21 protein-coding genes are annotated in these 18,152 nt (G+C 68.6%); 11 read left to right on the plus strand and 10 right to left on the minus strand.

The features are described 5' to 3' along the window. The first annotated feature begins 26 nt into the window (after positions 1-26). The gene (locus tag ODI_RS03230) at positions 27-1,361 is read left to right on the plus strand and encodes a putative bifunctional diguanylate cyclase/phosphodiesterase (protein WP_082985376.1); all 1,335 of its coding nucleotides are present in this window, start codon (positions 27-29) and stop codon (positions 1,359-1,361) included. A 174-nt stretch (positions 1,362-1,535) separates the two neighbouring features. Here ODI_RS03230 and hemL read toward each other — a convergent pair whose 3' ends face one another. The 4 genes from hemL to ODI_RS03250 are packed head-to-tail and all read right to left on the minus strand — an operon-like array spanning position 1,536 to position 4,571. Further along, a complete protein-coding gene (gene hemL / locus ODI_RS03235) occupies positions 1,536-2,813 on the minus strand; it encodes a glutamate-1-semialdehyde 2,1-aminomutase (protein ID WP_067757890.1) in 1,278 nt (425 codons plus the stop codon). 59 nt (positions 2,814-2,872) lie between these two features. Next, positions 2,873-3,562 (minus strand): thiamine phosphate synthase, encoded by a 690-nt coding sequence (gene thiE, locus ODI_RS03240; RefSeq protein ID WP_098020825.1) that lies wholly within the window; start codon positions 3,560-3,562, stop codon positions 2,873-2,875. Then, positions 3,559-4,371, minus strand: coding sequence for a bifunctional hydroxymethylpyrimidine kinase/phosphomethylpyrimidine kinase (gene thiD, locus ODI_RS03245; RefSeq protein WP_231968181.1), 813 nt, complete (start codon positions 4,369-4,371; stop codon positions 3,559-3,561). Before thiD ends, thiE begins: the two co-directional genes overlap by 4 nt. A 2-nt stretch (positions 4,372-4,373) precedes the next feature. Further along, positions 4,374-4,571 (minus strand): hypothetical protein, encoded by a 198-nt coding sequence (locus ODI_RS03250; RefSeq protein ID WP_067756716.1) that lies wholly within the window; start codon positions 4,569-4,571, stop codon positions 4,374-4,376. Between ODI_RS03250 and ODI_RS03255 the strand changes: the two genes are divergently transcribed. Genes ODI_RS03255 through ODI_RS03285 form a run of 7 tightly spaced genes read left to right on the plus strand, consistent with a single transcriptional unit; the run spans position 4,570 to position 9,500 of the window. Beyond that, positions 4,570-4,734, plus strand: a complete 165-nt coding sequence (locus ODI_RS03255; protein ID WP_067756713.1) for a rubredoxin — start codon at positions 4,570-4,572, stop codon at positions 4,732-4,734. The two genes, ODI_RS03250 and ODI_RS03255, sit on opposite strands and share 2 nt — an antisense overlap. Positions 4,735-4,786: 52 nt before the next feature. After that, positions 4,787-5,392, plus strand: coding sequence for a YqgE/AlgH family protein (locus ODI_RS03260; RefSeq protein ID WP_067756735.1), 606 nt, complete (start codon positions 4,787-4,789; stop codon positions 5,390-5,392). Next, positions 5,385-5,870, plus strand: coding sequence for a Holliday junction resolvase RuvX (gene ruvX, locus ODI_RS03265; RefSeq protein WP_082985407.1), 486 nt, complete (start codon positions 5,385-5,387; stop codon positions 5,868-5,870). The genes ODI_RS03260 and ruvX overlap by 8 nt, the downstream gene beginning before the upstream one ends. Before the next feature lie 30 nt (positions 5,871-5,900). Further along, the gene (gene pyrR, locus ODI_RS03270) at positions 5,901-6,449 is read left to right on the plus strand and encodes a bifunctional pyr operon transcriptional regulator/uracil phosphoribosyltransferase PyrR (protein WP_067756710.1); all 549 of its coding nucleotides are present in this window, start codon (positions 5,901-5,903) and stop codon (positions 6,447-6,449) included. Then, positions 6,442-7,395 carry an aspartate carbamoyltransferase catalytic subunit gene (locus tag ODI_RS03275; protein WP_067756707.1) on the plus strand — a complete coding sequence of 318 codons (954 nt, stop codon included), beginning with the start codon at positions 6,442-6,444 and terminating at the stop codon, positions 7,393-7,395. The genes pyrR and ODI_RS03275 overlap by 8 nt, the downstream gene beginning before the upstream one ends. Positions 7,396-7,425: 30 nt before the next feature. Then, positions 7,426-8,724 (plus strand): dihydroorotase, encoded by a 1,299-nt coding sequence (locus ODI_RS03280; RefSeq protein WP_067756704.1) that lies wholly within the window; start codon positions 7,426-7,428, stop codon positions 8,722-8,724. Continuing rightward, entirely contained in the window at positions 8,721-9,500 is a 780-nt protein-coding gene (locus tag ODI_RS03285; protein ID WP_067756701.1) for a lysophospholipid acyltransferase family protein, read from the plus strand. The genes ODI_RS03280 and ODI_RS03285 overlap by 4 nt, the downstream gene beginning before the upstream one ends. Positions 9,501-9,524: 24 nt before the next feature. Here ODI_RS03285 and ODI_RS03290 read toward each other — a convergent pair whose 3' ends face one another. The 6 genes from ODI_RS03290 to ODI_RS03315 all read right to left on the minus strand — a co-directional run bounded on the left by ODI_RS03290 (position 9,525) and on the right by ODI_RS03315 (position 15,022). Beyond that, positions 9,525-10,361, minus strand: a complete 837-nt coding sequence (locus tag ODI_RS03290; RefSeq protein WP_067756699.1) for a symmetrical bis(5'-nucleosyl)-tetraphosphatase — start codon at positions 10,359-10,361, stop codon at positions 9,525-9,527. Next, entirely contained in the window at positions 10,358-11,536 is a 1,179-nt protein-coding gene (lptG, locus tag ODI_RS03295; protein ID WP_067756696.1) for an LPS export ABC transporter permease LptG, read from the minus strand. Before lptG ends, ODI_RS03290 begins: the two co-directional genes overlap by 4 nt. A gap of 104 nt (positions 11,537-11,640) precedes the next feature. Next, positions 11,641-12,816: an acetylornithine deacetylase gene (argE, locus tag ODI_RS03300; RefSeq protein ID WP_067756694.1), complete on the minus strand. Its 1,176-nt coding sequence runs from the start codon at positions 12,814-12,816 to the stop codon at positions 11,641-11,643. 42 nt (positions 12,817-12,858) lie between these two features. After that, positions 12,859-13,836, minus strand: coding sequence for a LysR substrate-binding domain-containing protein (locus ODI_RS03305; protein ID WP_067756691.1), 978 nt, complete (start codon positions 13,834-13,836; stop codon positions 12,859-12,861). Positions 13,837-13,931: 95 nt separating this feature from the next. Further along, the gene (locus ODI_RS03310; protein WP_067756688.1) at positions 13,932-14,603 is read right to left on the minus strand and encodes a DUF1028 domain-containing protein; all 672 of its coding nucleotides are present in this window, start codon (positions 14,601-14,603) and stop codon (positions 13,932-13,934) included. Positions 14,604-14,608: 5 nt separating this feature from the next. Then, the gene (locus ODI_RS03315) at positions 14,609-15,022 is read right to left on the minus strand and encodes a RidA family protein (protein ID WP_067756685.1); all 414 of its coding nucleotides are present in this window, start codon (positions 15,020-15,022) and stop codon (positions 14,609-14,611) included. 273 nt (positions 15,023-15,295) lie between these two features. Between ODI_RS03315 and ODI_RS03320 the strand changes: the two genes are divergently transcribed. From ODI_RS03320 to ODI_RS03330, 3 genes are all read left to right on the plus strand, one after another. Then, positions 15,296-16,321 (plus strand): ABC transporter substrate-binding protein, encoded by a 1,026-nt coding sequence (locus ODI_RS03320; protein WP_067756683.1) that lies wholly within the window; start codon positions 15,296-15,298, stop codon positions 16,319-16,321. A 94-nt stretch (positions 16,322-16,415) separates the two neighbouring features. After that, on the plus strand, positions 16,416-17,270 hold the full coding sequence (locus tag ODI_RS03325) for an ABC transporter permease (RefSeq protein WP_067756680.1): 855 nt from the start codon (positions 16,416-16,418) through the stop codon (positions 17,268-17,270). 55 nt (positions 17,271-17,325) lie between these two features. Further along, positions 17,326-18,132 carry an ABC transporter permease gene (locus tag ODI_RS03330; protein WP_067756729.1) on the plus strand — a complete coding sequence of 269 codons (807 nt, stop codon included), beginning with the start codon at positions 17,326-17,328 and terminating at the stop codon, positions 18,130-18,132. The last annotated feature ends 20 nt before the right edge of the window (positions 18,133-18,152 follow it).

The raw sequence follows: 18,152 nt of genomic DNA on the forward strand, positions 1-18,152 counted from the left end.
GCGGCGACGCCGCCTGCCGAGCGCCCATGCCTGACTCCTCTTTTTCACCTGCCGCACCCGAGTTGCTGGACCTGCTGGCAGCACACCAGCGCCTGCTGGAAGACGCTTCGGGTGGCGTTGCCACGGTGGCGTTCCTGCAAGGCCTGTGCCGGGAAGTCTTCACGCTTGCGCCCAATGCCGCGGTCGCCGTGGTGCGCCGCGACCCCGCGGGCGGCCTGCTGGCCACGATGGCCGGCGGCCTGCCGCCAGGGTATGCGGACCGCTTGCGCGGCTGCCAGCCCGCCTGCCTGAACGACCTGCATGGCGATCCCGACATCGCGCCGATCACGGCCTGGCTGGCCGAACAGGGCTGGACGCTGGCCGTGGAACGCGCGCTGCGCGGCGATGATGGCGCGCTGTTGGGATTCTTCTGCGCGTATGCGCGTGGCGGCGACCCGAAAGCCCTGCTGCCCGTGCCCGTCATCGACCTGGCCGTGCAGCACGCCCGCCTGGCCCTGGAGCGCGATGCGCTGCAGGCCCGGGTGTGCCAGCTGGGCCTGGTCGACGCCCAGGCAACGGACCGCAACGCCGACCGCCGCGCCTTGCAGGTGGCGCTGGGCCGCGCCTTGTCCACGCAGGGCGAGTTGCTGCTGCGGTATCAACCCCAGCTGCGCCTGGCCGACGGCGAGCTCTATGGCGTCGAGGCGCTGGCGCGCTGGCAGCATCCCCGCCTGGGGGAAATCCTGCCGGACAATTTCGTGCCGCTGGCGGAGGCCTGCGGCCTGATCGACCAGATCGGCACCTGGGCCGTGCGCGAAGCCTGCCAGCAACTGGCCCGCTGGCGCGCGGCGGGCGCGAAAGTGCCATCGGTGTCGGTGAACCTGTCGCCGACGCAGTTCCGCAATCCGGACCTGGCCGAGCAGGTGGCGGCCGTGCTGTCGGCTTGCGGCCTGGCGCCCAGCGACCTGACGCTGGAGCTGACGGAAAGCGTCTACATGGACCCCGACGCCGAATCGGCCCGCATGATCCACGCCGTCCACGCCCTGGGCGTGCGGCTGTCGGTGGACGACTTCGGCACCGGCTATTCCAGCCTGGCGCGCCTGCGCGATCTACCCGTCGACGAACTGAAGCTGGACCGTGGCTTCATCCAGGGGCTGGACCACGACCGGATGGTGCGGGCGTTGACGCGCGCCGTGGTCGGGATCGGCGCCAGCCTGAATCTGGCCGTGGTGGTGGAGGGCGTGGAGACCGAGGCGCAGCGGAAGTTCCTGTCTGAATGTGGGGCGCAGGCTGCCCAGGGGTTTTTGTATGCGGAGCCGTTGGGGGCCGAGGATTTGCCGCGGTGGTTGAGGCAGAGGCGGGGGGCGGGGGTGGTGTTTTAGACCGCTTCGTTGACGGCCGCCGAGTGTGGTCGTGCCGTCGGCCGCCTGCCGCGTGGTGGGGCGCCCACAGCGCCCCGCCCCCCGCAGAAGGCGCCCGCCGTCCCGCCCAGCCGCGGCGGCCGTCAACCCGGCGGTCTCGGAACCCCACCAAGACAAATCAATCCCGGCAAAGACTCAAAGCCGCGCAAACACCCTTTCCGCCGCATCCAGGGTCGCCTCGATGACGGCGTCATCATGCGTGGCCGACACGAACCCGGCTTCGAATGCCGACGGCGCGAAGTGCACGCCTTCGGACAGCATGCCGTGGAAGAAGCGGGTGAAGGCCTGTGTGTCGCAGGCCGACACTTCCGCCAGCGAGGTCGGCACCTTGGCGCCGAAATACAGGCCGAACATGCCGCCCAGTGAATCGGCGCTGAAGGTCACGCCGGCCGCTTGTGCGCGGGCGGACAGGCCCTGCACCAGTTTTTCGGTTTGCGCGCCCAGGCGGTCATGGAAGCCGGGCTCGCCGATCAGGCGCAGCGTGGCCAGGCCCGCGGCCACGGCCACCGGGTTGCCCGACAGCGTGCCGGCCTGGTAGACCCCGCCCACGGGCGCCACGTGCGCCATGATGTCCGCGCGGCCGCCGAAGGCGCCCACCGGCATGCCGCCGCCGATCACCTTGGCCAGCGTCGTCAGGTCGGGCGTCACGCCCGTCAAGCCTTGCACGCCTTGCGGGCCGACGCGAAAGCCCGTCATGACCTCGTCGAAGATCAGCAGGGCGCCGTGCTGCGTGCACTGGTCGCGCAGCGCCTGCAGGAAGCCGGCGGCGGGGCGCACCAGGTTCATGTTGCCGGCCACGGGTTCGACGATCACGCAGGCGATGTCCTGGCCGTGCTGCGCGAAGGCGGCCTCGACGGCGGCCTGGTCGTTGTAGTCCAGCACCAGCGTGTGGGCCACGAATTCGGCCGGCACGCCCGCCGAGGTCGGGTTGCCGAAGGTGAGCAGGCCGGAGCCCGCCTTGACCAGCAGGCTGTCGGCGTGGCCGTGGTAGCAGCCCTCGAACTTCACGATCTTGTTGCGGCCCGTGGCGCCGCGCGCCAGGCGGATGGCGCTCATGGTGGCTTCGGTGCCCGAGCTCACCAGGCGCACCTGTTGCAGCGAGGGCAGGCGCGCGATCAGCGCTTCGGCGATCTCGACTTCGGCTTCGGTGGGGGCGCCGAAGGACAGGCCGTTGACGGCGGCTTCCTGCACCGCGCGGATCACCTCGGGATGGGCGTGGCCCAGGATGGCCGGACCCCACGAGCCCACGTAGTCGATATAGCGCGTGCCTTCCGCATCCCAGATGTAGGGGCCTTGGGCGCGGGCGATGAAGCGCGGCGTGCCGCCGACGGAGCGGAAGGCGCGCACGGGGGAGTTCACGCCGCCGGGAATGCTGCGGGCGGCACGGGTGAAGAGGTCTTCGTTGCGGGACATGGCGGGTTGGGTGTCCTGACGGATGGGCAAGGGTGAGGGATGTGTCATGTCGCGGCCGCTCAGGCCTGCGTGTACAGGGCGGAGCAGGCGCGCGCGGCGGCTTCGACGTCCGGCGCCTCGAACAGCCCGCTGATGAGCGCCAGCGCGTCGGCGCCGGCCTCGGCGACGGCCCCGGCGTTATCGGGCGTGATGCCGCCGATGGCGACGACGGCCGGGCGGGGCGCGGGCAGCGCATCGGTCAGCGTGCGGGCTTCGCCCAGCAGCGACAGCGGCGCGCGCACGGCCTGCGGCTTGGTGGGAGAGGGATGGACCGCGCCGAAGGCGATGTAGTCGGCGCCCGCATCCAGCAGGTCGCGCGCGCGGCCGATGTCGTCATAGCAGGATGCGCCGATGAGCAGGCTGTCGCCCACGCTCTGGCGCACCAGCGCCAGATCGCCGTCTTCTCGGCCCAGGTGCACGCCGTCGGCGCCCAGTTCCTGCGCCAGGCGCCAGTGGTCGTTCAGGATGAAGACCACGCCCAGCTCGCGGCACACGTCGCGCACGGCGATGGCCTGCTGATGCTTGAAGGGGAGCGAGACGGTCTTGCGACGCAATTGCAGCGTGCGCAGGCCGCCGCGGGCGGCGGCGCGGATGGCGGCCAGCAGGCGGTCGGTGTCGTCCCACTCGGGGGTGATGCCATACAGGCCGCGGGGCAGGCGGGTGGCCGGCGTGGCGGGGGAAGGCGGGGCGGCGTGGGGGATATCGGTCATAGGCGGATCATCCTGTTGGCGATGTGGCGGCCCATGCCGGGCCGGAAGGCACTGCCCAGCGCGGCGTCCGCGTAGGCAATGGCGCGTTCTGCGGCCTGGGGCACCGTCAGGCCGTGCGCCAGCCAGACGGCCAGCGCCGCGGCCAGCGCGCCGCCGGTGTCGCCGGTGCGCTCGGGCGGGGCCTGCCAGGGCCACGAGGCCGTCTGCTGGTCGGGGCCGGACAAGAGGCTGTTGCGGTGTCCCGCCTGCAGGGCATGGCCCAGCGTCAGCACCCAGTCGGCCCCGGCGGACAGCAGCGCCAGGTAGGCATCCGAGGCTTCGTTGGTTTCCAGGAAACCCTCGGCGTGCCAGCGCAGGAGCAGGAGGTGGTCGACCACGACCACGTCGGCTTGCGGCAGCAGCAGCTCGAAGGTCGCGCCCAGCACGTCCTCGGCGTCTTCCTGCTCGGCGGCGTCGCCCACGGGCAGGCCCTGGCCGCCCAGGTGCAGCACCAGCGGCAGGTGGCTGTAGTCGGCGGCCACCTGGGCCACGGCGCTGACGGCCTCGGGGGTATAGAGCGTGCCCACCTTGATGGCCTGCACGGCCATGTCCTCGAGCAGGCAGCGGGCCTGGTCGTCGATCTGCTCGGGGGGCAGGGGTACGACGTCTTCGATGCTGGCGCTGTCCTGCACCGTCAGCGCGGTGGGAGAGGCCAGCCCGTGGGCGCCCAGCGCCGCGCAGGTGATGGCATCGGCGGGCAGGCCGTCGGCGCCGGTCGGGTCGACCGGGCCGAAGAGCAGGACGAGGGGGGGAGTCGGAATGGCGGCCACGGCTACGGCATCAGGTTGCGGCGGCGCGCGGGCTGCGGCGAGGAGGCCAGGCGCATGTGCCGGCTTTCCGCGCGGACCCCGGGCAGCGCCGGTTGGGTTTCGGTAAGATTGACCCCATTGTAGGGGAAGGTCGCGTATCGTTCGCCCGGCGTCGTGCCGGCCGGCGCGTCGTCCCGAACGAAACGAGAGAAATCAAGCATGAAAACCTGGATGTGTCTGATCTGTGGCTGGGTCTACGAAGAAGAAGCAGGCCTGCCCGAGGAGGGCATCGCTCCCGGCACCCGCTGGGAAGACGTGCCGCCGAACTGGGTCTGTCCCGAATGCGGCGCGCGCAAGGAAGATTTCGAGCTGATGGAAATCTGATTTCGCGCAAGGGCAGCCAGCAAAGTTTCACTACCCGATGGAGGGGGGCGCCATGACAGCAAGCAAAGAACCCGTCGCCGACAACGGCCCGACGCCGGTTGGCGTTGCCATCGACTTGTCCAACCAGTTCCTGCTCGCCATGCCCGGCATGGTCGAAGGCAGCCTGGCCGGCACGCTCATCTACGTCTGCGAACACACCGAGCGCGGGGCGCTGGGCCTGGTCATCAACCGGCCCACCGACCTGACGCTGGGTTCGCTCTTCGAACGCATCGACATGAAGCTGGAGATCATGCCCGCGCGCGACGCGCCGGTGTTCTTCGGCGGACCGGTGCAGACGGACCGGGGCTTCGTGCTGCATGCGCCGCCGGGCGACTACACCTCCAGCATCCGCCTCGGAGAGCTCGCGCTCACCACCTCGCGCGATGTGCTGCAGGCCGTGGCCGACGGCAACGGCCCGCCCCGCATGCTGGTCACCCTGGGTTATGCGGGCTGGGGCGCGGGCCAGCTCGAAAGCGAGTTGTCGCAGAACGCCTGGCTGAGCATGTCCTCCGACCAGGGCATCATCTTCGACGTGGCGCCGGAAGAGCGCTACCCGGCTGCCCTGAAGCTGCTGGGCATCGATCCGGTCATGCTGTCGGGTGGCGCCGGGCATGCCTGAGCCGGTCCCGGAAAAACCGCTGCCTTCGGTGGGGCAGGGCACGGGCGTCACCGTGCTCGACCTTGCCGCTCCCCCGGGCGCTGGCGCCGACGAGACGCTGCTGGCCTTCGATTTCGGCACGCGCAAGCTGGGCGTGGCCCTGGGCAATACCGTCACGCGCCGTGCGGGCGCCCTGGAAATCATCCTGGCCCCCACCCGCGATGGCCGCTTCGCCCGGATCGCGCAACTGCTGGCCGACTGGCAGCCGCAACGGCTGGTGGTCGGCCTGGCGCTGACCTCGGCGGGCACGGAGCAGCACGCCAGCCTGCAGGGCCGGCGCTTCGCCAACCAGTTGCATGGGCGCTTCGGCCTGCCGGTCGTCCTGGTCGACGAGCGGGGCTCCAGCATGGAGGCACAGGCGCAGTTGGGCACCCACGCGCCCGAGGACGCCGTCGCAGCGGCTATTATTCTGCAAAGATATCTGGATGCGATCCGTTAGTTGCAGTGATCGCGCAACCCTTTCCTGACCATGTCCCATACGCCTCCCGTCTATACCCCCGACGCCCTGCCTGACGCCGAAACCCTCTACGCCAGCCTGCGTGAAGCTGTGCGCCGCGAGCTGGCTGCGCTGCCCGCCGGCGCTGTCCACCTGGTCGGCATCCACTCCGGCGGCGCCTGGCTCGCCGAGCGCCTGCAGGCCGACCTGGGCCTGCCCGGCAAGCCCGGCACCCTGGACATCAGCTTCTATCGCGACGATTTCGACCGCATCGGCCTGCATTCCCAGGTGCAGCCTTCGGACATCCCCTTCGTGGTGGCCGACGCGCACCTGATCGTGGTCGACGACGTGCTCTTCACCGGCCGCACCATCCGCGCCGCCATGAACGAACTGTTCGACTACGGCCGCCCCGCCTCGATCCGGCTGGCGGTCCTGCTCGACCGTGGCGGACGTGAACTGCCTGTTGCTGCCTGCGCCGTGGGCGCGCGGGTGGAGCCGGCTCCGGACGGCAGCCTCGTGCTGACCCGCCAGGAAGACGGCAGCTTTGCCCTCGCCCTCGAAAAGGAAACGGACGATGAATAACCCTCAGCTCAACCGGCATGGCGAGCTGACGCACCTGCTGACCACCGAAGGCCTGCCCCGCGACGTGCTGACGCACATCCTGGACACGGCCGAGACCTTCGTGCCGCTGGCCGAGCGCGACGTCAAGAAGGTGCCGCTCCTGCGCGGCAAGAGCGTATTCAACCTGTTCTTCGAGAACTCGACCCGTACCCGCACCACGTTCGAGATCGCGGCCAAGCGCCTGTCGGCCGACGTGTTCAACCTGAACATCAATGCCTCCTCGGCCGCCAAGGGAGAGTCGCTGCTGGACACCATCGCCAACCTGTCGGCGATGCAGGCGGACCTCTTCGTCGTGCGCCACCAGGCCAGCGGCGCGCCGCACCTGATCGCGCGCCACGTCGCGCCGCACGTGCACGTGGTCAATGCCGGCGACGGCCGCCATGCCCACCCGACGCAGGCGCTGCTGGACATGTACACGATCCGGCACTTCAAGAAAGATTTCTCCAACCTGACCGTAGCCATCGTGGGCGACATCCTGCACTCGCGGGTGGCGCGTTCCGATATCCATGCGCTGACCACGCTGGGCGTGGCGGAAGTCCGCGCCATCGGGCCGCTGACGCTGCTGCCGGGCGGCCTGGAACAGATGGGCGTGCGCGTCTTCACCGACATGAGCGCGGGCCTGAAGGGCGTGGACGTGATCATCATGCTGCGCCTGCAAAGCGAGCGCATGCGCGGCGCGCTGCTGCCGTCCTCGCACGAGTACTTCAAGCACTACGGCCTGACGCGCGAGAAGCTGGCCCTGGCCAAGCCCGACGCCATCGTCATGCACCCCGGCCCCATGAACCGGGGCGTGGAGATCGACTCCGCCGTGGCCGATGGCGAGCAGGCCGTGATCCTGAAGCAGGTCACCTTCGGCATCGCGGTGCGCATGGCTGTCATGAGCATCGTGGCGGGCGCCAGCGCCTGAGCCGGCACTGACTTTCGGTAGAGAACACAGATGAAATTGCACATCAAGGGCGGCCGGCTGATCGATCCGGCCAATGACATCGACCGTGTCTGCGACCTCTACGTGGCCGGGGGCCGCGTGGTGGGCGTGGGCGAGATACCCGCCGGCTTCGAGGCGAGCCGCACGCTGGACGCCGCCGGACTGGCCGTGCTGCCGGGCCTGGTCGACCTGGCCGCACGCCTGCGCGAGCCTGGCTTCGAGTATCGCGCCACGCTGGAGTCCGAAATGCAGGCCGCGCTGGCCGGCGGCGTGACGAGCCTCGTGCAGCCGCCCGACACCGATCCCCCGCTCGACGAGCCGGGCCTGGTCGAAATGCTCAAGCACCGCGCGCGCCAATTGAACCAGGCGCACCTGTATCCGCTGGGCGCCATGACCGTGGGCCTGAAGGGCGAGGTCGTCACCGAGATGGCCGAGCTGACCGAGGCGGGCTGCGTGGCCTTCTCGCAGGCGGACCAGGCCGTGACCGACACCGGCGTGCTGCTGCGCACCATGCAATACGCGCACACCTTCGGCTATGTGCTGTGGCTGCGTCCGCAGGATCCGTGGCTGGCGCGCGGCGGCGTGGCCGCCAGCGGCGCCTATGCCTCGCGCCTGGGCCTGTCGGGCGTGCCGGTGCAGGCTGAAACCATTGCGCTGAACACCTTGTTCGACCTGCAGCGCGTCAGCGGCGCACGCCTGCACCTGTGCCGCATCTCCAGCGCCGCGGGCGTGGACCTGGTGCGCCAGGCCAAGCGCGAAGGCCTGCCCGTGACCTGCGACGTCTCGGCCAACCACGTGCACCTGACCGACGTGGATATCGGCTATTACGACAGCAATTTCCGCGTCGAGCCGCCGCTGCGCGGCCAGCGCGACCGTGACGGCCTGCGCGCCGGGCTGCTGGACGGCACCATCGATGCCATCTGCTCGGACCACACGCCGGTGGACGACGATGGCAAGCTGCTGCCGTTCGCCGAGGCGGAAGCCGGCGCCACGGGCCTGGAGCTGCTGCTGTCGCTGACCATCAAGTGGGCCGAAGACGCAGGCGTGCCGCTCAAGCAGGCGTTGGCGCGCGTCACCAGCGAGCCTGCCGGCATCCTGGCCGCTGGCGCCCCGGCGTTGCCGCCTTGCGGCCGCCTGGGCGTGGGCGCGCCGGCGGATTTCTGCCTGGTCGATCTCGATGCGCGCTGGAAGGTGGGCCGTGACACGCTGCTCAGCCAGAGCCACCACACGCCGTTCCACGGCATGGTGCTGCAGGGGCGCGTGAAGAGCACGGTGGTGGGCGGCCGCGTCGTCTGGGAAGCGGCTGCGTGAGTCTCCTCCGTTATGTCTTGCGGCTGACGATCGCACTGGCGCTGGTCCTGCTGGGCCTCTTGATCATCGCCACGGCATTTCCGTTCATGAGCGTGCGTGCCAAGGCCATCGCCAACCGCAAGTGGTCCCGCACGCTGATGGCGGCTTGCGGCGTCAAGATCCTGGTACGCGGCGAGCCGGTGCTGCAGGCGCCGGTGCTGTGGGTGGCCAACCATGTCTCGTGGCTGGACATCTACGTGCTGAACAGCGTGCGGGCAACCGCCTTCGTCGCCAAGGCCGAGATCCGCAAATGGCCGATCATCGGCTGGCTGGTGGCGGGCGCGGGCACGGTCTTCATCGAGCGTGGCCAGCGCCACGCGGTGCATGCGGTCAGCGAGGCCATGCGCCTGCGTTTCGACCGCGGCGAAGCCGTGGGCCTCTTCCCGGAAGGCACGACTTCGCCGGGCTATGACGTGCGTCCCTTCCATCCCAGTCTCTTCGAGCCGGCCCGCCATCTCGATGTCGCCATCCAGCCGGTCGCGCTGTGCTTCATGCACGAGGGACGGCGCAGCGATTTCGCGGCCTTCGTCGGCGAGGAGAGCCTGATGGGCAATGCGTGGCGCGTGCTGCGCAGCCGCAGCGTCGTGATCGAGGCCGTGTTCCTGCCGCCCCTGGTGCGGCAGAACGACGCAGGCGAGGTCTGTACCCGCGTGGCGCTTGCCACGCGTGCGCACGCCATGGTGCGCGACGAAGTGCGCAGGGGCGTGGACGAGACGATGGACCCCGCGGCGGGCTGAGCCGCGCCGCGCGGGCAGGGACGCTCAGTCCTTGCCCGGATCCTGGAATTGCGAGCACTTCACCTGCACGACGCGGCGGTCCTGCAGGCGCACGGCGGTCAGCTGGCCGCCCCAGACGCAGCCTGAGTCCAGGCAGATCACATCGTCGCGCAGCAGCAGGCCCAGCGTCGACCAGTGGCCGAACACCACGGTTACGTCGCGGGTGGCGCGCTTGGGCACGTCGAACCACGGCATGAGGCCGGGCGGCGGATCGCCCGGCAGGGCCTTGGCGGTGAAGTCCATCAGTCCCTTGGCCGTGCACAGCCGCATGCGGGTGAGCGCGTTGATGATGACGCGCAGGCGCTTGGCGCCCTCGAAGCCGTCCTTCCAGTGCACGGGTTCGTTGCCGTACATCTTCTGCAGGCGTTTCTTCCAGTTGGCCGAGCGCAGGGCGTCCTGCACTTCGCCCGCCAGCGACAGCGTCTTGGCGACATCCCATTTGGCCAGCACGCCCGCATGGACCATCAGATGGTCATGCTGGTAATGCGCCAGGGGCCGGTAACGCAGCCAGTCGATCAGTTCATCGGCGTCGGGCGCGTCCAGGATCTCGTCGATCGTGTCGTTCTTGCCGGGCCGGCGCACGCCGGCGGCGGCGGCCAGCAGGTGCAGGTCGTGGTTGCCCAGGATGGAGACGGAGCGTTCCTCCATGTCGCGGATGCGGCGCAGGGTGGCGAGCGATTGGGGGCCCCGGTTGATCAGGTCGCCCGCGAACCAGTAGCGGGCAGCCGGGTCGGCCGTGAGTTCAGGTTGCTCAAGCAGGGCGTCCAGCGGACCGCAACACCCTTGCACATCGCCGATCATCCAGATGTCGGGACTGCTCATACGCTAGATTTTCTCCAGGGCCATCGGTGCTGGGACAGGTTCGCCAGGGTATGCCGGCTTTCCATGACCCACAGCGACCCCAGCGCCAGCGTCAGCGCGGCGGCGTTGGGCACGAGCGCGGTCACCCAGGGCGGCCAGCGCCCCAGCATGCCGACGTTCAGCGCCAGTTGGTTGAGCATGAAGAAACCGACCCCCAGCAGGATGCCGATGAAAACCTTGGCCCCGACGCCCCCGCGCCGCGTCTGCATGAAGCTGATCGGGGCGGCGATGGTCATCATGACCAGCAGCGTGAAGGGGTAGACGAGCTTGCGCCAGACCGCCACGACCTGGCGGTCCGTCTGGAGGTTGTTGGCGTGGAGATAGTCGATGTAGTCCCACAGGCTGAAGAGCGACATGCGCTCGGGCGTCAGCACGCGGGCCAGCAGGCGTTCGGGTGTCAGGGTGGTGTCGAGGGTGCGGCTTTCCAGGCGACGGCTGGCCAGCAGCGGTTTCTGGGGCGCGGCGGCATCCTTGAAACGGTCCGTCGCATCGCTGGCAATGGTGTTCTCGCCGATGTCTTCCAGGATCAGCTTGCCGTCCTCGAAGCGGCCCGTCTTGGCGGTCGAGAACGCGCGCAAGGTCTGGGCATTCTCGAATTCGTAGAGCGTGACGTCGCCCACGCCGCCGTTGGCCAGCAGGTTCTTCACGTTCAGGATGCGCGAGCCGCCACCGGCCACCGGCTCCTTGAACCAGTAGCCGCTGGCCATGCGGCCGCCGCCGGCTTTGCCGCGCAGCAGCAGGTTGGCTTCGCCCGAGCGCAGTTCCGCCGCGGGCGTGGCGACCTCGGAGAGCAGCAGCGCCAGGACCATCACGGGCAGGGTCACGAGCCACAGCATGCCCATGAGACGCAGGCCGCTGACGCCGGACACGCGCAGGATCACCAGCTCGTTGCGTTGTGCCAGGCCTGCCAGGGCCAGGATGGCGCCGATCAGCAGGCCGATGGGCAGCAGGTCGTAGAGGCGCGTCGGCAGGGCCAGCGCCTGCAGGTAAAGCAGCGAGAGCAACGTGAAGTTGCCGCCCAGGCCGTCCAGCTCATCGACCAGCGCGAAGAACGTGAAGAGGCCGAGCAGGGCCAGCAGCACGACCGTGCAGGAACGATAGATTTCGCGTGCCAGGTAGCGACGGGCTGTACGCATAGGGGTCGGGTTCTGGACCGAAGGTGTAAACCCGGTATTTTGCGACGTTTTCGGATTCTTTGCCGACGCGCAGCGCCCGGGCTGTGGTTTTTCCTGTGCTTTCCCTAGGCGCATAGGTGTTTTGCCAAGTTGGCGAGCATCCGGTCGCAGGCCTCGATCTGCGATATCTCCACATATTCGTCGGCTTTGTGGGCCACTTCGATGCTGCCCGGGCCGCAGACCAGCACGGCGGTCTGCCGCCATTGCCGGCCGAAGAGGCCGCCTTCCGTTCCGAATGCCACCTTGGTGCGGGGCGTGTCCGGCGGCAGGAAGGAGGCCAGCAGCCGCACGCTCGGCGCGTCGTCGGGGACGGACAGGCCGGGATAGGCGTTGACGAGCTGGATATCGGGTGCCTGTGCCGCGGGCAGCGCCTGGGCGTCGCGCATCCGCGCCTGGGTGCGCGCCACGATCCGGGCAAGGATCTCGGCGGGTTCGTCCAGAGCGATGTTACGAATTTCGAAATCCACGTCGCAGTCGGCCGGCACGATGTTCAGGGCGGTGCCGCCCCGGATCGTCCCGGCGTGCACGGTCGAGTAGGGGACGGCGTAGCCTGCCTCGCGCGGCCCGTGGGCCGCCAGGTCCTGTTGCACCTCCCGCAGCGCGGCCACGAGATCGGCCGCCGTGTGGATGGCGTTGACGTAGTGGGGCGCCAGGCCCGAGTGGCCGGCCTGGCCGCGGCAGCGGGCCCGATAGGCAGCCTTGCCCTTGTGGCCCGTCCCGATTTTCATGAGGGTGGGCTCGCCGACCACGCAGAGGGAGGGCTGGGGTTGCAGGTCCTTCAGCGCATGCAGCAGGTGCCGGACGCCCACGCAGCCGATTTCCTCGTCGAAGGACAGCGCGAGTTGCAAGGGGCGCTTGAGCGGCTGCCGCGCCGCAAGGACCATGGCCATGACGGCGCAGGCCACGAAGCCTTTCATGTCCGCGGCGCCCCGGCCATAGACACGCCCCTCGCGCTCGGTCGCCGCGAAGGGCGCCACGGTCCAGGGCTGGCCCTCGACCGGCACCACGTCGGTATGTCCCGACAGCAGGATGCCCGGCAGGCCCTGGGGGCCGACGCTGGCGTACAGGTTGCAGCGCGAGGGATCCTGCGGGTCGGGGACCCGTGTCGAGGGGATGCCGGCCGTGTCCAGGATCGCCTGGACACGGTCCATCAGTGCGGCGTTGGGCGTGAGGGTGACCGAAGGGAAGGCGATCAGTTCGCGCAGCAGCGCGAGGCTGTCGGAAGGGAGGGGAGACGTCATGGCTTGCGCTGGGAAGAGGGGCGCCGGGCCGCTGCGCCGCGCTCAGCGGGGCGGCGGCCCGGCAGGGTTCGAAATGTGGGGGTCGAAGAAGCTGGCCGCGCTCATGCCAGGGATGTACTGGTTCGAGATGTAGGCGCGGCAGCGCTGCATGAAGGCCTGCGCCAGCCGCGAGAGCTTCATCGGCTTGTAGGTGGCCATGCCCAGCAGCATCGGCCGCTGTTCCCCGGCCAGGCGCAGGCGCACCAGGCGCTTGCCGTCCAGCGACTGGGTCGATTTGGGCCGGACGTTGAAGAGCGCATAGCCGAAACCGTTGGCCACCATCGACCGCACGACATCCTCGGAACGCGAGCGGGCGACGATATTGGGTTCCAGCCCCGCCTTGGAGAACAGCGACAGGAAATACTCCCGGCTCATGGGCAGATCCAGCAGCACCATGGGCTGCTGGGCCAGTTCCTCGAGGGTGACGGCGATCTGCTGTGCCAACGGGTGCAGTTCGCTCACGAGCACGTGCGGCGGCATTTGCGCCAGGCTCTCGAAGCCGATTTCCTCGCCCAGCTGCAGGTCGTAGGTCAGCGCGACGTCGATGTCGAGGGTGTGCAGCTTGTTGATGAGCTCCTGCTGGTCGCCTTCCACCATGTGCAGCTCGACTTTCTCGAAGGCGCGGGCAAAGCCGAAGATGACTTCCGGGGCGATCATGGCGGCCAGGGGCTGGAAGCAGCCCACGCGCAGCACGCCCTGGATGCTGTCGTTGGAGTCCGATGCGATGTCGTACAGCCGCGAGGCGCGCTCCAGCAGCCCTTCGCACTCCTGCATCACGTGCATGCCCAGCGGTGTCAGCGCCAGGCCTTTCGACGGGTGGCGCACGAACAGCTGCACGCCGAGCTCCGTCTCGATATGGGCGATGGCGGCCGAGATGGAGGGCGGGGAGATATGGATCTGCGAGGAGGCCGAGGCGATGCTGCCGTGCCTGGCAGTGGCCACGAAATACTCCATCTGGCGCAGCGAGATGCGATTGAGCATTGTCCGATTCAGGGAAGCAAGAGGCGGGCTTCAGTGTATCCACACTCTCCAGGGCGAGGGGGGAGGCGCCTGGCGCGGCCCCCGCGACGCCCGCGTCAGAGGTCGCCAGGCACGCCGAAGCTGGGTGCCGCGCGCGGATCGCGGGCGCGGGTGACGTAGGCCTCGACTTGCGGTTCGTAGACCTTCCACGTCTCATAGAGCGCTTCGACGGGGGCGTGTTCGACCCAGTCCAGGCGCAGGTCGACCAGCGGCCAGTCCAGTTCGTGGCAGACCAGCAGGCCCGCCGAGTGGACAGGCCCCTCTTCGCCGCCGGCGGCCTGGCCGGCAAGCAACGCCCGCATCAGCCGCTCCGCCAGCGGGCCGCTGGCATGCTCGAAGGCAGCCAGCATCGCGCCGGGAACGTCCCGCGACGCCAGCATGTTGCCCGCGCAGGCGGCGTGCGTGCCCGTCGCGCTGGCCAGCGTGCCCAGCGCGCTCGGACCGGTGAAGACGGCGGGCGGATGCGCGGCGTCGATGGCCATCAGCTGGCGGTAGTCGATGAAGGGGCGCGTCTGCAGTTGCGCCAGCGCCTGCTCGGGCGTGCGTCCCTGTGCCATCAGGTCCAGTGCCAACGGTCCCAGCGCGGGGTCGGTGATGTTCTGGCTGACCGCCGCGCCCACCCCGGCGCGCACGCGGATGCAGCGCGCCGCCACGGCGGGCGACGAGGACGAGACTGCCGCGCCGAACTGCCCCGAGTCCGGGCAGCGCGCGAGGATCGAGAACGTCATGGCGTTCAGTCCGGAATGACCGCGGTGGCGTCGATCTCGACCAGCCACTCCGGGCGGGCCAGCGCGGACACCACCAGGCCCGTGGAAACCGGGTGCACGCCCTGCAGCCAGCGGCCCACCACGCGATACACCGCTTCGCGGTAACGCGGATCGATCAGGTAGATGGTGATCTTGCAGATGTCCTTGAGCTCGCCGCCGGCCTCCTTCAGCAGCATGGCGATGTTGGCCATGGCCTGTTCCGCCTGGCCCGCCGCGTCGCCGATGCAGACGCTTTCGGAGGTGTCCAGGTTCTGGCCGATCTGTCCGCGCAGGAACACGGTGCTGCCGCGCGCGACGACGGCCTGGCACAGGTCGTTGTCCAGGCTTTGCTCGGGATAGGTGGCCTTGGTGTTGAAGGGGCGGATGCGCGTGTGTTTCATGGTTGCCTGGAAAGGGTTGGCACGGGCTGGGCGCGGGCGCAGACCTGCGGGAAAAAGCGAGGCTTCCATCGTCGATCCCCGGCGCCGTCGCGCCTATTTGTTTTTTCCGGTGGGCGCTCTCGGAAATTCCGACCCGGCCTGGGCGGCATGGCGGTTCGGGAAATGCGAACCGGCCCTAAGGAAAAGGTGACTTGGTGCGGCAGGCCGCCTCTCCCATCATCTGGACTCCGGTCGGCAGCGCTCGTCGGACGACAACATCACAAGGGGTTTGCAATGATTCGAAAATTTACGGTCGCCAGTCTGCTTTCCTGCGCGCTGCTGACCAGCGTGGCCTCGGCCGAGGAAGCCCTCGTCATCAGCACCTGGGGCGGCAGCTTCCGCGACCTGATCGACGAGAACATCGGCAAGGAGTTCACCCGCCAGACGGGCGTGCCGGTGAAGTACATCACCGGCGGCACGATCGACCGCCTGAACAAGGCCAAGCTGAGCAAGACGCCGGAAAGCGACATCACCTTCACGACCTCGCACATCGGCTGGCTGTACGCGGACGGCAACCTGTTCGAGAAGCTCGACACGGCGAAGCTGCCCAACTACGCCAACCTGGTGGAGCAGGCCAGGATCAGTCCCTTCCACGTCGGCAGCTGGGCCTATGTCTATACCATCGGCTATCGCCCCGACCTGGTGCCCAAAGACATCACCTTCGAGAGCTGGAACGACCTGTGGAACCCCGCGCTCAAGGCCAAGCTGTCGGCGCCGGACTTCGACCCCAGCCACATCATCAACGTGGCCGCGCTGCTCTCGGGCGGCGATGCCAGCACCTGGGAAAAGGGCACGGACAAGCTCCGCGCGCTCAAGCCCAACTTCAAGGCCTTCTACACCAACGACGCCAACAGCCAGCAGCTGATCGCCACCGGCGAGACGCCCGTGCAGGTGCTGTTGTCGATGAACGCCTATTACATGATCGGCCAGGGCGTGCCCATCAAGGTCACGATGCCCAAGGAAGGCGCGGTCCTGGGCGTGGACACCATGGGCATCATGAAAGGCACGACCAAGACCGACCTGGCCTACAAGTTCATGGACATCGCGCTGTCGCCCGAGGTCCAGTCGAAGATCGTGGCCTACAAGAAGGCCAGCCCGGTCGTGACCAACGCCAAGGTCTCGGCCGAGGACGCGGCCCTGCCCGGCGTGTTCACCACCAAGGAACAGTGGGAAAAGCAGGCCATCATCATCGATCACAAGCTGCGCGCGGAGAAGACCGCCGAGTGGCGCAAGTGGTTCACCGAAAACATCATGAACTGATCGCGCCCTGCCGCGTTCGCGTCCCGGCCGCCGAGCGCGCGCGCCGGGACGCAAGCAATTCGAGATTTCAACGCTTACGGAAGACGGAAGATCCATGAACACGCGTTCCAGTCTGAGGGGATGGCTGATTTCCCCCGCAGGGCTCGTCGCGCTGTGCATCTGCGTGGCGATGGCGTCGGTGCTCCAGTTCAGCGTGCGTGCATTCATTCCCGGCTCGATGGAGGTGGGCGGGCTGACGCTGGAGAATTTCACCGGCCTGGGCAAGTCCATCTATCTGACGGCCTTCACCAACACCCTGCTGCTCAGCATCGAGACCACGATCTTCTCGCTGCTGATCGCCTATCCGCTGGCCTACGCACTGGTGCGCGTGCGCAACCGCGTGTTGAAGCCCTTCATCCTCATCGTGTCGATCACGCCGCTGTTCCTGGGCGAGATCGTGCGCACGTACTCGTGGATCATCGTGCTGGGCAGCAACGGTTTCATCAACACCACGCTGCGCAAGCTGGGGCTGATCGACCTGCCGCTGAACCTGATGTTCACGCATCTGGGCGTACTCATCGCGCTGGTGCACGTGACGATTCCCGTGGTGGTCCTGATGCTGGCCACCGCCATCTCGCACATCGACCGCGACTACGAGAAGGCGGCGCAAAGCCTGGGTGCCGGGCCGGTGCGCACGTTCCTGACGGTGACGCTGCCGCTGTCCATGCCCGGCATCATCGCCAGCATCACCACGGCCTTCGCCTGGACGTTCAGCGCCTTCGCCACGCCGCAGATGATCGGGGGCGGGCGCGTGCCCACGGTGTCCACCCTGGTGTATCAACTGGGGTTCTCGTCGATGAACTTCCCGCTGGCCGCCAGCCTGAGCGTCGCCGGACTGGCCCTGACCTTCGCGGCGCTGCTGTTGCTCGGCCGCGCGACCCGCCGCCTCAAGGCAATGGGAGCCCACTAGCATGACGACTGCCTCTTCCCTTTCCCGCGCCACCCCGGCGCCGCGCCGCCGGGACATGACGATGCTGCTCTTGCGCATCGGCGCGCCCCTGCTCATCGTCCTCATCCTGGCCTTCGTGCTGCTGCCCGTCTTCGTCGTGACCCTGGCGTCCTTCAACGACAAGGCGCTGCTGACCTTTCCCCCCGAGACCTGGTCCTGGCGCTGGTTCATCCGCGCCTTCACCTATCCGGACTTCCAGCAGGGCTTCCGGGCCAGCCTGATCGTGATGCTCTGGTCGTCATTCATCGCCCTGGGCATCGGGACGGCGCTGGCCATCGCCGTGAAGCGCATGGCCTTCCCGGGCAAGGACCTGCTGCAGGGCATCCTCCTGTCGCCCCTGGTGATCCCGCATTTCACGCTGGGCCTGGGGCTGCTGATCCTGGTCGCCCAGTTCGACCTGGACCGGGGTTATGGGCTGGTGATCCTCTGCCACGTGATGCTGGTGCTGCCCTTCGTCATGCGCAGCGTCTACGTGTCGATGGAGAACCTCGACGAAAGGCTGGAGCAGGCCGCGGCCAGCCTGGGCGCATCGCCCCTGCGCGTGATGTTCACGATCACCCTTCCCCTGCTGGGGCCCGGCCTCTTCGGCGGATGGCTGTTCGCGGCGATCATGTCCTTCAGCGAGTTCACGGCGTCGCTGTTCGTGACGACGCAGATGACGCAGACGCTGCCGGTCTCCATGTACAACTACGTGCGCGAGTTCGCGGACCCGACGCTGGCGGCGCTGTCCGTCGTCTACATCGCCGTCACCGCCACGCTGCTCGCGTTCGCCAACTACTTCCTCGGGCTGGGCAAGGTGCTCAATATCGAGGACGGGCACTGAGCCCGGCAGGGCCAAGAAAA

The sequence above is a fragment of the Orrella dioscoreae genome (genome assembly GCF_900089455.2).
GTDB lineage: Bacteria > Pseudomonadota > Gammaproteobacteria > Burkholderiales > Burkholderiaceae_B > Orrella > Orrella dioscoreae.